Genomic DNA, 14,094 nt, shown 5'->3' on the forward strand with positions numbered 1-14,094 from the left:
TACAGGAGGCCCCATGGCCAAAGGCGAACAGCGCAGCAACAAGATGGCGAAGAAACCCAAAAAGGACACTTCCCTTCCCAAAGAATCCAGCGGTTCCGACCGCCCCATGCCACCGACCACCACGGTGCTCCCCAAGGGCAAAGACAAAAACAAGTAGCCCCCAGCGAGTGGCTGCCAAACAAAGCGGCAGAGGCAGCCAGCTTCTGCCAACAGTCAGCAGCCACCAGGCAACGGAAAATAGCTACTAAAAACATAGCTGCCAGCGCTTATTGAATAAGCGCTGGCAGCTATTTTTGCTTCAGGCCTCGCACACCCCCTGCATCACAGGGCAAGCCGCTCCACCCACTGCGCCACGGGCTCGGGGCGCCCGAACAGGTAGCCCTGGTACACCATGTCAGGCTGGCGCTGCTCCAGAAAGCGCACCTGCTCGCGGGTCTCTACGCCTTCGGCCACCACGCGCAGGCCAAAGTGGCTGGCCACCGACAAAATGGCTTCGACCAGCGCACCGTCGTCGGCATTGGTGGGCGCCTCGGTCACGAACGAGCGGTCAATCTTCAGCTCCCGGATAGGCAGCCGCTTGAGGTAAGCCAGTGACGAGTAGCCCGTGCCAAAGTCGTCCAGCGCAAACTCCAGGCCCATGGCCACCAGCTCGCGCATCTTGGCCACCGCGTCGTCAAAGTCTTCGATCACCAGGCCCTCGGTCACTTCCAGCGTGAGCAGCGTCGGGTCGGCCCCCGTGGTGGCCAGCAAGGCACGCAGGTTGGGCACAAAACTGGCCTGGCGAAACTGCCGCGCACTGAGGTTGACCGACATGCGCAAGCGCCGCTGGCTGAAGGCAGGCATGGCCAGCACCGCGCAGGCCTGCGCCAGCACCCAGTCGCCCAGGCCCACAATCAAATCCGACTCTTCCGCCACCGGGATGAACACGCCGGGCGGCACCAAGCCATCGCGCGGGTGCTGCCAGCGCACCAGCGCCTCCCCCCGGTGAACTCGCCACGTCCATCCACCTGCGGCTGCACGTACAGCCGCAGCTCCTGCGCGCCGATGGCGTGGCGCAAATCGCGCTCCAGGTGAAAACGCTGGGCCGCCACCTCGCCCATGCCTTGCTCAAAAAACGCCGCGCGGGCACCGCCCCCGTGCTTGGCGCGGTGCAGCGCCGTTCCTGCCCGCCCCATGGCGTTCAGTGGCAGGTCATCCACCCCCTGTGGGTACAGGGTGATGCCAATGCTGGCCTGCAACTGTGCCTCTTCGGCCGCGTCGCCGGCTTGCAGCCCCAGGGGCAATGGCTGGGCCAGGGCCTGCGCCACCTGCTCGGCAAACACCAGGGCGCGGCGGCCTGCGGCGGCGGCATCGGCGCTCAGGCCATGCAGCACGATGCCAAACTCGTCCGCCGCCACGCGCACCAGCAGGTCCTGCCCGCCCAGGCATTCCGACAGGCGCAGAGCCACCGCACACAGCAGCCGGTCGCCCATCTCGCTGCCGCGCGCATCATTGAAGGTGGTGAAGCGGTCCAGGTCCAGCAACAGCAGGGCGTTCAAGGCATCCGGGGCGCGCTGGTGGCGCGCCTGCAGGCCGGTCAGCCGCTCGATCAGCATGGAGCGGTTGGGCAGGCTGGTGAGCGGGTCGAAGTGGGCCAGGCGGTGGATTTCTTCGGCCGCGCGCTTGCGCTCGCTCATGTCCTGCTTGAGCTCTACGTGGTGGCTGATGCGCCCATCGGGCTGCCGAATGGGCGCCACCACCACGCTCTCCCAGATGGTGACCCCGTCCTTGCGCACGTTGGCCTGCTCGCCCGCCCAGCTCTCGCCACGGGCCAGGGTCTCTTGCAGGCCCGCAAGCTGCGCCGGGGCCAGCCCGTTGCCCGAGAAGGCCGAGGACAACTGGCCAATCACCTCGCTGCGCGCATAGCCGGTGCGGGCCACAAAGGCGTCGTTCACAAATTCGATGCGCCCTTGCAGGTCGGTGATGACGGTGCTCTCGGGGCTTTGCTCTACCACGCGCAGCAGTTTGCGCAGCTCGGTGTCTCGCGCAGCCAAGTCGGCCGCCATGTCCTGGGCCTCACCCACACGGCCCAGGTAGCTGCGCCGCGACAGCAGCGTGGCCGTGGCCGTGAGCCCCACAATGCCCGCCAGGTAGGCGGCATAGGCGTAGTGGTTGTTGGGCGGCGTCACAGGCAGTGCGCCCCGGGCATCGGCCCAGAGGAAGAAGCCAAACAGCCCGCCCGTCAACGCCAGCAGGCACATCGTGGCCCGCCCACCCAGCAGCCAACCCGACAGCACGATGAGCACGGGGTAGTTCAGCAAATTGGGGCCTTTGACGCCCCCATTGCCCGCAGCCACCAGCGACACAAACACCCACACGCCCCACACCAGCACATGGGCGGCAAGCAGCCAGCGCCGCAGGTGCACCAGGGCCAGCGCCGCCACCCCCACAAGCCCGGCGCACAGGTTCAAGACCACCCTGCCCCACTGCACCGGATCGTCTCGCAACAGCAGCAAGGCGACCAAACAGCCAATCAGGGTGACCGCCCACCCGGTCACCTGCACCAGTTTGCGGATGGTGGGATCGCTCTGATCGGATGCGCTCAGGAGTGAAACGTCTGCCATGGTGCGTGGTTTGGACAATCGTTCCATCCTAACGCCGCCCCCCAGGGCCGCAGCCGGGAATCCACTGATGTGACGTGGAGATGCAACGCGGCAGCAACCCGCTGGCCCGCCCACGCAGGGGCGGCTTACTCGGTCGCAGCGTCGCCCGATTGAGGGTCGCGCCGGCCGGTGCCCTTGCCCCGGGCTTTGGTGCGGGCTTCCTTCTTGGCAGCGCGTTCAGCGTCTTGCGCCTGCCCGGCGGCCAGCCAGACTTCAAACTCTGCAGGGGTTTCCAGGGTAATGCGGCCCAGCGTGGCGGTGCGGAAGTCCGTCATCACGATCTCGGCCGTCTTTTGCAGGTTGACCCGGCCGCCACCCAGCATGGCCCCCCGCTTGCGCCCGATGGCTTCGAGCAGTTCTTCGTCGGGCATCTCGCCCACAGCGCCCGCAGGCAGACTGAGCTTGTAGCGCGCCTCCAGCAAGGGCGCGTAGTGCAGCTGCAGGCGGCGCAGCAACTCCAGCGCCACCAGCTCTTCGTCGTAGGCGTTGCGGCCCACAGCGCCGCTGGCGGCCAGGTTGTAGCCGCTCTCGGGCACGATGATGCGGGGCCACAGCATGCCGGGGGTGTCCCACAGGTAAAAGTCGTCGGCCACCGTGATGCGCTGCTCCAGCTTGGTAATGCCCGCTTCATCGCCCGTCTTGGCCTGGCGTTTGTTGCTCAGGGTGTTGATCAGCGTGGATTTGCCCACGTTGGGCACGCCGCAGATCAGCACGCGCATGGGCTTGGCCATGCCGCCCCGGTTGGGCGACAGCAGGTGGCAGGCGTCAATGAGCTTGCGGGCGGGCGCGGGGTCAGAGGCATCGAGCGGCACCGCGCGCGTTTCGCTCTGGGCGTTGTACCAGTCCAGCCACAGCGCGGTGCGTTCGGGGTCGGCCACGTCCTGCTTGTTGAGCACCTTGAGCTTGGGCTTGTGGTCGGTGATTTCGGCCAGCAACGGGTTGGCGCTGGAGCCCGGCAGGCGCGCATCCAGCACCTCAATCACCACGTCAATGTCCTTGATGCGTTCGGTGATGGCTTTTTTGGTCAGGTGCATGTGACCGGGGAACCACTGGATGGCCATGCGGGGGGTACTTTCTGGTGTTTTCGGGGCTAAAAGCCGGCTCAGGGTACTGAACGGGCTCCTGGAAGAAGGGGGCAAGGATAATCGCGGTCCGGGTTCACCGGCCATTCACTGGCGTGTTCCAGGCAAAAACCGTTCATTCCCGCCCCGCTCACCCCCACGCCCACTTCAGGTTCGACATGTCACCACGCCCGCCCTCTGCCCCCACCCCAACGCCACCCAGCAAAGCCGACAAGGAGATGCTGTTCAAAGGCGTCACCTGCGCACTGATCGGGCTGGTGATTGTGCTGGCGCCCTACGTTGCCCGCTCTGGCAGCGTGCGCGAGTTGATGGGCCAAGTGGCTGCGGTAGGCTGGTTTGCGCTGGTGCTGGGCGCGGCGTTCATCGTGCAATACGTGGTGCGCCGTGTACGTGCCGGCGCCCATCGGCAATGAGCACGTTGCCTGCCAGCGGCCCCGGTGCTGGCACCACCGCCCAGGCCACCGACGGGCCCAGCGCCCTGGCAATGTTTGCGGTGCTGCAGTCGCAGGCGCAGGTCCAGGGCGTGCCCCTGCGCCCGCCGCCGCCAGAGCCCACCACCTGTTGCGGCCGGGGCTGCAATGGCTGTGTGTGGGAGGGGTTTCTCAGCGCTGCCGAATACTGGCGGCAGGATGCTTTGCAGGCGCTGAACGACTAGCCGATTCAAGCAAAAAAATGGCTCTAGCGTTTGACTGACAAGCGCTGGCAGCTATTTATTCGATAGCAAAACGCCCTACATCAGACTCAGCCCAAGCCTTCCACGGCCATGTACTGCTCGCGCCAGGTTTCAAACGGCAGGGTGTCGGCAGCTTCGATGGCTTTTTGGGCGGCGATGGATTCGTCGCTCATGGCCAGGTAACGCGCCTGCTGCTCTGCGCTCCAGGGCAGGGCCAGCAAGGCGTCGCGGGCGTGCTCAGATTGGCGGAAGGCAAACCCCTCGAAGCTGCTGGCGTGCTGCTGGGCCATGGTGTCCAGCACACGGGCCGATGGGGTGCGCTCTGGCGCCTGCATGAGCGCACGGGCGTCGCGCAGCGCGGCGCTGTAGTCGGTGGTGCCGTGGGTGGCGTCCAGCGCGGCGGCCAAGGGCTCGCACGCGGCCAGCACTTCGTCGCCCCAGGTAGTCAGCGCCACGTTCTGGCCATTGCGCTGCAGTTGCAGGCCGGGCTCGCGGCCGCGCTCGGCCGTCAGGTGCTGGTTGCGCTGCAGTTCAGCGATTTCTGCAGGGGTGTCGGGCGGGCTGTCCGACAGCAGGCAGTGCAGCAAAAACACATCCAGCAGCCGCATGGTGGGCGCCGTGATGCCCACGGGCACAAACGGGTCCAGGTCCATCAGGCGCACTTCGACATATTCCACGCCGCGCTCGCGCAGCGCGTGCAACGGGCGCTCGCCCGTGCGCACGGTGCGCTTGGGGCGGATGGTGCCGTAGAACTCGTTTTCGATCTGCAACAGGCTGGTGCCCAGCTGGTTGTAGTCGCCCCCAGGGTTGCGCACGCCCACCGTTTCATACGCGGGGTAAGGCTTGGTCAGCGCTTCGTGCAGCGAATTGGCATAGCCTTGCAGGCCGTTGTAGCTCACAGCCAGCGTGGCCTGCGCGTCGCTTTGGTAGCCCAGGCGCCCCATGCGCAGCGATGTGGCGTGCGGCAGGAACAGGGCGCTGTCGCTCAGGCGCTGCAAACGGTGCTCACGCCCCTGCACAAAGCAAGGGCACAGCGCGGGCGATGCGCCAAACAGGTACAGCAACACAAAGGCATGGCGGCGGAAGTTGCGGATGAGCGAGAAATACTGCTCGCTGCTCACGCCCGGCAACGACCAGTTGTAGTGAATGCCCGAGATGGTCTGCATGCGGCGGCCATAGCGGTGGCCCAGGCCCATGCGGTAGACGCTTTTGGCGCGCCCCACGTTAGAGCCGCCGTAGCGCGCCAACGGAATCGTCTCATCGGTGGGCAAGCCGCAAGGCATGCTGGAGGCCCACAGCAACTCGCCGCCGCTGTCCTTCAAGGTGTGGTGCACAAACTGGTGCACTTCGGTCAGCTCATCCAGGCATTGCTGCACGCCCCGGTGCGCGCCGGTGATCAGCTCCAGCTGCGATTCGCTGTAGTCGGTGGTGATGAGGGGGTGCGTGAGTGCCGACCCCAGGGCCTTGGGGTGCGGGGTGAGTGCCAGCCCGCCCGTGGGCTGCACGCGCAGCCCTTCCTTCTCGACCCCACGGCGGATGCCGCGCAGGGCGTCGGGGGTGAATACGCTCAGTCTGTCCTGCAATTTGCTCATATCGTTATACCGGTCCATCTTCTCGTTGGCCCGGAACTTAGCACGGCGCAGCGCCTCACGCCCAGACCGGGCGCAAGTCCTTTAGCCCAAACGGCTGAAAACCCGGCGGGGCGCACGATGGCGCCAGCTGTGCTTTACCGCACAGCGGGCGCCATCGGCCTTTGCAGGGGCCCGCGCTCAGCGGCGCGCCAGGGCTTTGCCAACTTCGTTGGTGCCCTGCGCCGCGCCGCTTTGCGGCACTTGCTCGCCCGTGCGGTCCACCACCTCGGCCAGGCGCGCCGCCAGTTGCTCTGGGATGTTGCTGCCTATGCCCAGGTGCACGCCTTGGGTCAGGGTGATGTGGGCCGCCTCAAAGGTGCCTGCGCCCGCACACAGGATGGTGCGCGTCGGGGCCGATTCGTGCGCCAGCACCAGCATGGCGGGCACCACGGCTTCGGGCTTGAGGGCGTCCAGCACCTCTTGGGGCATGAGCCCCTCGGTCATGCGCGTGGCCGCCGTGGGGGCCAGCGCGTTCACATGGATGTTGTGCTTGGCACCTTCAATGGCCAGGGTCTGCATCAAGCCCACCTGGGCCAGTTTGGCCGCACCGTAGTTGGCCTGGCCAAAGTTGCCGTAAAGGCCGGTGGACGAGGTCGTCATGACGATGCGCCCGTATTGCTGCGTCACCATGTGGGGCCACACGGCCTTGCAGCAGTGGGCGGCGCCCATCAGGTGCACATCCACCACGAGCCTGAAGTCGTCCATCTCCATCTTGCCGAACGACTTGTCGCGCAAGATGCCCGCGTTGTTCACCAGCACATCCACACGGCCCCAGGCGTCCACCGCCTGCTGCACCATGGCCTGCACGGCCGCAAAGTCGGTCACCGAAGCGCCATTGGCCAGTGCCTCGCCCCCTGCGGCGCGGATTTCGTCCACCACCTTCTGGGCCGCGCCCACCGTGCCACCACTGCCGTCCACCGCCCCGCCCAGGTCATTGACCAGCACCTTGGCACCGCGTGCCGCCAAGGCCAGCGCATGCTGGCGCCCCAGCCCGCCCCCAGCCCCGGTCACGATGGCCACGCGGCCCTTGAAGTCAATGTCTGTCATGCGATGGATCTCCTGTATGGGTTGGTGGCCGCCCCCGGGAATGCCCAGGGACTGAAATGCTTCTGCGCGCAGCACTGTAAGCCAAGGCTGGGGACGCGCCGGTTGCATGGGGGACAACCAAGACAGACCCACGCGAGAGCCCAGGGTTATCCCTGACATCACTGGACAATCATGTGGATAACTGTGGAGAAGTCCTGTATAGGACTGCTAAGTGCTTGATTTGCAAAGGAGGACTACCCGGCGCCTCATTTTTAAGCAGAATCTATTCACAAACCGGCACTTATCCCGCAAGGCACTGGACAATCCTGTGCATAAGTTTTGACAAGTTCTGTATGAAGCACATAACCCATTGATTTATATAAACATTCAACGCACTGCTGAAATAAAAGGCAAAACACAAGACCTCGGCAGCCCTCGGCTTTTGTGCCACTTATCCCGCAGGCCACTGGACAATCTTGTGGATAACCTTGGACAAGTGCTGTATGGGCGGCGTAAGTGATTGATTTACAAGGCACTCGCACATAACGCCCAATTTTTAAGCAGCATTCTGTTCGTGAGTGCGCTTCAATTTAGCTACACTTTCAATAGCTGCCAGCGCTTATCCAATCAGCGCTAGAGGCTATTTTTATTGATAAAACATGCCCCAACCCCCACTGGCCCACAGCCCTGCCGCAGAGCGCAATCAGGCGCCCATCCTCGCGGTGCTTCGTACGCTGCTGGCCCCCACCGGCTCTGCACTGGAGATAGCCTGTGGCACCGGCCAGCATGCCGCCAGCTTCGGCGCCGCTCTGCCGGGCTGGCGCTGGCAGCCCACTGACTGGCAAGACACGCTGTTCCCCTCCGTCACCGGCTGGTGCGCGCAGCAGGGTGCGACCCATGTGCAGGCGCCGCTGCGCCTGGATGTGACCCAGAGCCCATGGCCCAGCGAGGGCCCCGCTTTCACCACCCCGTTTGACCTGGTCTATTGCGCCAACATGCTGCACATCGCCCCGTGGGAGTGCTGCGGCGGGCTCATGCGCGGCGCGGCCCGCCACCTGGGCGCGCAGGGCATGCTCGTCACCTACGGCCCGTACCTGGAACAGGGCGTGCCCACGGCCCAGGGCAATCTCGCCTTTGACGCCAGCCTGCGTGCGCAAGACCCGCGCTGGGGCATCCGCGCCGTGGAAGACGTGGCGGCTGAGGCCCAGGCAGCAGGCCTGCAACTGGCCCAGCGCCACGCACTGCCCGCCAACAATTTGCTGCTGGTGTGGCAACGCGCGCAGTGATTCCCCACCGCTTCAAGCACAACACCCCTTTGGCTACACTGCGCCCGCCCTTCCTCCCACAACCCCCCTCACATGACCCAAGCCGCCCCCTTTTTCACGGCCCACATTGAGCCCGACGGCATGCAGTGCGATGCCTGGCCCCAGCAACCCCTGCTGCAATCCATGGAGCAAGGCGGCATTGACTGGCCCAGCTCGTGCCGCAACGGCACCTGCCGCACCTGCATCGGGCAACTGGTGCAAGGGCAAGTGCGCTACGAGATCGAATGGCCCGGCCTCTCACCCGAGGAAAAGGCCGAAGGCTGCGTGCTGCCCTGCGTGGCCTACCCCGAGTCAGACGTCGTTTTGCAAGGCTCTGCGATCTGATCGCAGCAAAACCGTCCGCAGACACAGAACGGCAGCGAGCCGCCCCGGACAACGGCACATTCTGAATATGGATATGCAGGCCATTGACGCAACACACGGCCCGCGCCCGTTGGCTGAACTAAAATAGCCAGCTTTGCGGGAGGCTGCACGCTTGGCCTCCCCCCGTGCGGCAGCGCCGCATCGCATGTTCTTTGGGTGGTTTTGGGGGCGTTCAACGCCCCGGCCAGTGAGGGGCATGCGGTTTGCGCTGCACAACCCTGCTGCGGCCCTAACGAAAGCCCTCTCCCATGAACACCCCCCTGACCCCAGTGCCCATCTCGCCGGTGGAAGACATCGTGGCCGACATGCGCGCCGGGCGCATCGTCATCTTGGTGGACGAAGAAGACCGTGAAAACGAAGGCGACCTGGTGCTGGCAGCCGACCATGTCACGCCCGAAGCCATCAACTTCATGGCCCGCTTTGGCCGTGGCCTGATCTGCCTGACGCTCACCCGCGAGCGCTGCGAATTCCTGAAGCTGCCCCCCATGGCCGCTCGCAACGGCACCGTCTACAGCACCGCGTTCACGGTGTCGATTGAAGCGGCCGAAGGCGTCACCACCGGCATCTCGGCGGCCGACCGCGCACGCACCGTGCAAGTGGCGGTAGACCGCAAGAGCCAGCCCACCGACCTGGTCCAGCCCGGCCACATCTTCCCGCTGCAGGCGGTGGATGGCGGCGTGCTGATGCGCGCTGGGCACACCGAGGCAGGCTGCGACCTGGCCGCCATGGCAGGCTGCAGCCCCGCCTCGGTCATCTGCGAGATCATGAAGGACGACGGCACCATGGCCCGCCTGCCTGACCTGCAGCTGTTTGCCGCAGAACACGGCCTCAAAATCGGCACCATTGCCGACCTGATCGAATACCGCAGCCGCAACGAGTCCCTGGTCGAGAAGGTGGGTAGCCGCGCACTGAACACGGCCTACGGCACCTTCACCGCCCATGCCTTCCGCGACAAACCCAGCCAAGCCGTGCACCTGGCACTGGTGATGGGTGAGTGGACGGCCGACGACGTGGTGCCCGTGCGTGTGCACGAGCCCCTGTCGGTGTTTGACGCGCTGGAAGTCAACCGCTCCATGCACTCATGGGGCCTGGACACTAGCCTGCAATACCTGGCCAAGCAAGGCAAAGGCGTGGCCGTGCTGCTGAACTGCGGCGAAACCGCCGCGCAACTGCTGGCGCAGTTTGAGGGCACGGCCCGTGCCTCCCAAGCGCCCGAGCGCGGCCGCATGGACCTGCGCACCTACGGTGTCGGCGCGCAGATCCTGCGCGACTGCGGCGTGCACAAAATGGCCCTCATGGGCCAGCCCCGCCGCATGCCCAGCATGACCGGCTACGGACTCGAAATCACAGGCTTCATCCCCAAGGAATAAACATGTTTGGCGCAGAAAAAGGAACCTCGGACCGCCTGGACGGCAAGAAGCTGCACATCGGCATCGTGCAGGCCCGCTTCAACGAGGGCATCACCAACACCCTGGCAGCCGCCTGCCTGGCCGAGCTCAAGGCCCTGGGCGTGCCCGAGAAAAACATCACCCATGTGCAAGTGCCCGGCGCCCTGGAAGTGCCCGTGGCACTGCAAGCCATGGCCGAGAGCGACAACTTTGACGCCTTGATCGCCCTGGGCTGCATCATCCGTGGCGAAACCTACCACTTTGAGCTGGTGGCCAACGAATCCGGCGCAGGCGTGACCCGCCTGTCGCTGGACTACCAAATCCCGATTGCCAACGCCATCATCACCACCGAAAACCTGGAGCAAGCCATCGCCCGCCAATCCGAAAAAGGCACCGATGCAGCCCGCGTTGCGGTAGAGATGGCCAACCTGCTGGACGACCTGTCATGACTGAAAACACCCCCTCGTCCAATACCCGCCCCCCCAAGCAATCGCGCACCGGGCTCAAGGCCAACGGCACGCGCAAGGCAGCGTCCAAGTCCAACCGCAGCCGCGCCCGCGAATTTGCCCTGCAAGCGCTGTACCAGCACATCGTGGGCCGCAACGATGCGGCAGCGATCGACTCGTTCACGCGCGACCTGGCAGGCTTTCACAAGGCCGATGCCGCCCACTACAACGCCGTGCTGCACGGCTGCATCAACACGGCCGAAGACCTGGATGCGCTGATCACCCCATTGCTGGACCGCAAGCTGGGCGAGATCTCGCCCATCGAGCGCGCTTCCATGTGGATTGGCGTGTATGAGTTCCAGCATTGCATGGACGTGCCATGGCGCGTGGTGCTCAATGAGTGCATCGAGTTGGCCAAGGAGTTTGGCGGCACCGACGGCCACAAGTACGTGAACGCCGTGCTCAACGGCTTGGCCCCGCGCCTGCGCGCCGCCGAAGTGGCCTCGGACAAATCGGCCGAGAAAGCCCCCGGCAAGCCCGCGGCGGACAGCGCCGCAGCGCAACAGGCCGAAGGCCAGTGAGCCCCTCCTGCGAAGCTTGCTGCGACGCAGGACCCCTCACACAACGGGCTACGCCCAAGCAAGCGTGGCCACACACGCTGCACTGGGCTGGCGACAGCCCACCGCCCCGCCCTTTTTTGAGCCCCACCCGCGTCCGCGCGGGCCGCAGGACCTCTCCCCATGAAGTTTTCCTCCCGCGCAGAGCAGATCGAACCGTTTTACGTGATGGAAGTGGCCAAGGCCGCACAGGCCCTGGCCCGCGAAGTGGCCGGCACGCGCGAGCCCATGATCTTCCTGAACATTGGCGAGCCCGACTTCACCGCGCCGCCCCTGGTGCAAGAGGCAGCCGCCAAGGCCGTGCGCGATGGCACCACGCAATACACCAACGCCCTGGGCCTGGACGCCCTGCGCGAGCGCATCAGCGGCTGGTACCAAAGCCGCTTTGGGGTGCAGGTGCCTGCCCGCCGCATCGTGGTGACGGCCGGGGCATCGGCAGCGCTGCACCTGGCCTGCCTGGCGCTGATCGAGAAAGGGGACGAGATCCTCATGCCCGATCCCAGCTACCCCTGCAACCGCCACTTTGTGAGCGCGGCAGAGGGCAAGGCCGTGCTGCTGCCCACCACGGCGGCAGAGCGTTACCAGCTCAGCAGCGACAAGGTGCGCACAGCCTGGACCGAAAAAACCCGTGGTGTCCTGCTGGCATCGCCCTCCAACCCCACCGGCACCTCGATTGCGCCGGGCGAGTTGCGGCGCATCCACGAGGTGGTGCAGGGCCATGGCGGCATCACGATGATCGATGAGATCTACCTGGGCCTGTCGTATGAAGAAGAGTTTGGCCACACGGCCCTCGCCATCGACGAGAACATCATCAGTATCAACAGCTTCAGCAAATACTTCAACATGACCGGCTGGCGCCTGGGCTGGATGGTGGTGCCCGAGGCCATGGTGCCCGTGGTGGAGCGGCTGGCGCAAAACCTGTTCATCTGCGCCAGCACCGTCTCGCAAATGGCGGCGCTGGCCTGCTTTGAGGCCGAAAGCATTGCCGAGTACGAGCGCCGCCGCGCCGAGTTCAAGGCCCGCCGCGACTACTTCATCCCTGCACTGCAATCGCTGGGCTTGCAAGTGCCTGTGATGCCCGACGGCGCCTTCTATGCGTGGGCCGACTGCACCGATGCGGCGCAGCGCCTGGGCGTGACGGGGAGCTGGGATTTCGCGTTTGAGGTGATGCGCCGCGCACACGTTGCCATCACCCCAGGGCGCGACTTTGGCAGCCACGAGCCCGAGCGCTTTGTGCGCTTTTCCACGGCCAACTCCATGGCGCAGCTGCAAGAGTCGGTGGCGCGCCTGCGCACCCTGCTGGCCTAGCGCGGTTTGAAAGCACACGCATGGCCTTTGAGTTTCCGATCCGCATCTACTGGGAAGACACCGATGCCGGTGGCATCGTGTTCTATGCCAACTACCTCAAGTTTTTTGAGCGCGCCCGCACCGAGTGGCTGCGCTCATTGGGCATTGGTCAGCACACATTGCGGGAACAAACCGGCGGCATGTTTGTCGTAACCGACGCGCAGCTGCGTTACCTGCGGCCCGCGCGGCTGGACGATGAACTCATTGTTACCGCCAGCCTGCAGGACAAGGGGCGTGCATCGCTGACAATATTGCAGCAAGCGCTCCTGAAACCAGAGCACATGACCGAAGCCAAGCCCACGTTACTGAGCGAAGGCACCATCCGCATAGGCTGGGTGGACGCCGCAACGATGCGCCCCGCAAGAATACCGAGCCCCCTTCTGGAACAACTTTCATGAACCATCAAAACATGTCCATCTTGAACCTGGTGCTGCAGGCCAGCTGGGTGGTGCAGCTGGTGATGTTGCTGCTGCTGACCGTATCGATCGCCAGCTGGGCCGCCATCTTTCGCAAGCTGATTGCGCTCAAGCGCGTGAAGTCGCTGAACGAAGACTTTGAGCGCGACTTCTGGTCGGGCACCAGCCTGAACGATCTATTTGCCAGCGCCGCACAGAACGCCAAGAACGCTGGCCCCATGGAGCGTATTTTTGCCAGCGGCATGCGCGAATACCAAAAACTGCGTGAGCGCCGCATCACCGACGCAGGCACCCTGCTGGACGGCGCCCGCCGCGCCATGCGCGCCAGCATGCAGCGCGAGATGGATGTGGTCGAATCCAGCCTGTCCTTCCTGGCGTCGGTCGGCTCTGTGTCGCCGTATGTGGGCCTGTTTGGCACGGTGTGGGGCATCATGCACGCCTTCACAGGCTTTGCGGGCATGGAGCAGGTCACCCTGGCCACCGTGGCCCCCGGCATTGCCGAGGCGCTGGTGGCCACCGCCATCGGCCTGTTCTCTGCCATTCCGGCCGTGATCGCCTACAACCGCTTTGCGCGCGACATTGACCGCGTGTCCACACACCTGGAGACCTTCATTGAAGAGTTCTCCAACATCCTGCAGCGCAACCTGGGCGCACAGCCTTCGCAATCGGCCTCTGGCCATTAAGGAGCCCGCATGCCCGCCATGGCGTCTCGCGGCAAAGGCCGTCGCACCATCAATGAAATCAACATGGTGCCGTTCATCGACGTGATGCTGGTGCTGCTCATCATTTTCATGGTGACAGCCCCCATGCTCACCCCCGGCATGATCGATGTGCCCAGCGTGGGCAAAGGCAAGAACGTGCCCAAGGTGGTGGCGCAGGTCATCGTGAACAAGGACGGATCGCTGCAGCTCAAAACCCCCGAGGCCACCCGCACCGTGACCCAGCGCGAAGTGGGCGACGCGGCCCTGCGCTGGCAAAAAGACCAGAGCAAGGACACCGCCGTGATCATCAGCGCCGACAAGGGCGTTCAGTACGAAGCGGTGGTCAAGGCCATGGATGCCCTGCAAAAGGCGGGGGTTCAACGTGTTGGCCTGTCCGTCAAGCAAGGCGGTTGAACCCATTGCTGCCCCCATCCTCC

The 14,094-nt window shown here is 64.9% G+C and carries 17 protein-coding genes; 12 read left to right on the forward strand and 5 right to left on the reverse strand.

Features of this window, described 5'->3' with window-relative positions:
* Positions 1-13 precede the first annotated feature (13 nt).
* Positions 14-157, forward strand: a complete 144-nt coding sequence (locus tag EAG14_RS22830) for a hypothetical protein (protein WP_162995987.1) — start codon at positions 14-16, stop codon at positions 155-157.
* A 164-nt stretch (positions 158-321) separates the two neighbouring features.
* On the opposite strand, the gene EAG14_RS23360 is transcribed toward EAG14_RS22830, so the two are convergent.
* The 3 genes from EAG14_RS23360 to ylqF all read right to left on the reverse strand — a co-directional run bounded on the left by EAG14_RS23360 (position 322) and on the right by ylqF (position 3,703).
* Entirely contained in the window at positions 322-969 is a 648-nt protein-coding gene (locus tag EAG14_RS23360) for an EAL domain-containing protein (RefSeq protein ID WP_240456764.1), read from the reverse strand.
* On the reverse strand, positions 894-2,603 hold the full coding sequence (locus EAG14_RS12160; protein WP_240456765.1) for a GGDEF domain-containing protein: 1,710 nt from the start codon (positions 2,601-2,603) through the stop codon (positions 894-896). Before EAG14_RS12160 ends, EAG14_RS23360 begins: the two co-directional genes overlap by 76 nt.
* Before the next feature lie 125 nt (positions 2,604-2,728).
* Entirely contained in the window at positions 2,729-3,703 is a 975-nt protein-coding gene (ylqF, locus tag EAG14_RS12165) for a ribosome biogenesis GTPase YlqF (RefSeq protein WP_121729012.1), read from the reverse strand.
* A gap of 179 nt (positions 3,704-3,882) precedes the next feature.
* Here ylqF and EAG14_RS12170 point away from each other — a divergent pair, with 179 nt between their 5' ends.
* Positions 3,883-4,137, forward strand: a complete 255-nt coding sequence (locus EAG14_RS12170; protein ID WP_099655187.1) for a hypothetical protein — start codon at positions 3,883-3,885, stop codon at positions 4,135-4,137.
* A complete protein-coding gene (locus EAG14_RS12175; protein WP_371414348.1) occupies positions 4,134-4,379 on the forward strand; it encodes an oxidoreductase-like domain-containing protein in 246 nt (81 codons plus the stop codon). Before EAG14_RS12170 ends, EAG14_RS12175 begins: the two co-directional genes overlap by 4 nt.
* Before the next feature lie 86 nt (positions 4,380-4,465).
* Here EAG14_RS12175 and gshA read toward each other — a convergent pair whose 3' ends face one another.
* Together gshA and EAG14_RS12185 are read right to left on the reverse strand one after the other, a co-directional pair.
* The gene (gene gshA / locus EAG14_RS12180; protein WP_121729013.1) at positions 4,466-5,989 is read right to left on the reverse strand and encodes a glutamate--cysteine ligase; all 1,524 of its coding nucleotides are present in this window, start codon (positions 5,987-5,989) and stop codon (positions 4,466-4,468) included.
* Positions 5,990-6,166: 177 nt separating this feature from the next.
* A complete protein-coding gene (locus EAG14_RS12185; protein ID WP_121730446.1) occupies positions 6,167-7,075 on the reverse strand; it encodes an SDR family NAD(P)-dependent oxidoreductase in 909 nt (302 codons plus the stop codon).
* A gap of 638 nt (positions 7,076-7,713) precedes the next feature.
* Here EAG14_RS12185 and EAG14_RS12190 point away from each other — a divergent pair.
* From EAG14_RS12190 to EAG14_RS12230, 9 genes are all read left to right on the forward strand, one after another.
* Positions 7,714-8,340, forward strand: coding sequence for a DUF938 domain-containing protein (locus EAG14_RS12190; protein WP_121729014.1), 627 nt, complete (start codon positions 7,714-7,716; stop codon positions 8,338-8,340).
* A gap of 72 nt (positions 8,341-8,412) precedes the next feature.
* Positions 8,413-8,703 (forward strand): 2Fe-2S iron-sulfur cluster binding domain-containing protein, encoded by a 291-nt coding sequence (locus EAG14_RS12195; protein ID WP_099655183.1) that lies wholly within the window; start codon positions 8,413-8,415, stop codon positions 8,701-8,703.
* A 287-nt stretch (positions 8,704-8,990) separates the two neighbouring features.
* On the forward strand, positions 8,991-10,112 hold the full coding sequence (gene ribBA / locus EAG14_RS12200; RefSeq protein WP_099655182.1) for a bifunctional 3,4-dihydroxy-2-butanone-4-phosphate synthase/GTP cyclohydrolase II: 1,122 nt from the start codon (positions 8,991-8,993) through the stop codon (positions 10,110-10,112).
* Between the two features lie 2 nt (positions 10,113-10,114).
* Positions 10,115-10,579 carry a 6,7-dimethyl-8-ribityllumazine synthase gene (ribH, locus tag EAG14_RS12205; RefSeq protein ID WP_099655181.1) on the forward strand — a complete coding sequence of 155 codons (465 nt, stop codon included), beginning with the start codon at positions 10,115-10,117 and terminating at the stop codon, positions 10,577-10,579.
* The gene (gene nusB / locus EAG14_RS12210; RefSeq protein ID WP_099655180.1) at positions 10,576-11,157 is read left to right on the forward strand and encodes a transcription antitermination factor NusB; all 582 of its coding nucleotides are present in this window, start codon (positions 10,576-10,578) and stop codon (positions 11,155-11,157) included. The genes ribH and nusB overlap by 4 nt, the downstream gene beginning before the upstream one ends.
* Before the next feature lie 159 nt (positions 11,158-11,316).
* Positions 11,317-12,501, forward strand: coding sequence for a pyridoxal phosphate-dependent aminotransferase (locus EAG14_RS12215; RefSeq protein ID WP_121729015.1), 1,185 nt, complete (start codon positions 11,317-11,319; stop codon positions 12,499-12,501).
* Positions 12,502-12,521: 20 nt separating this feature from the next.
* The gene (gene ybgC / locus EAG14_RS12220; RefSeq protein WP_099655178.1) at positions 12,522-12,938 is read left to right on the forward strand and encodes a tol-pal system-associated acyl-CoA thioesterase; all 417 of its coding nucleotides are present in this window, start codon (positions 12,522-12,524) and stop codon (positions 12,936-12,938) included.
* Positions 12,935-13,639, forward strand: coding sequence for a protein TolQ (gene tolQ / locus EAG14_RS12225; RefSeq protein WP_099655177.1), 705 nt, complete (start codon positions 12,935-12,937; stop codon positions 13,637-13,639). The genes ybgC and tolQ overlap by 4 nt, the downstream gene beginning before the upstream one ends.
* Positions 13,640-13,648: 9 nt before the next feature.
* Positions 13,649-14,071 (forward strand): biopolymer transporter ExbD, encoded by a 423-nt coding sequence (locus tag EAG14_RS12230; RefSeq protein WP_099655176.1) that lies wholly within the window; start codon positions 13,649-13,651, stop codon positions 14,069-14,071.
* Positions 14,072-14,094: the final 23 nt, after the last annotated feature.

Origin of the sequence: Acidovorax sp. 1608163 (assembly GCF_003669015.1) — a bacterium.
Classification (GTDB): Bacteria; Pseudomonadota; Gammaproteobacteria; order Burkholderiales; family Burkholderiaceae_C; genus Acidovorax.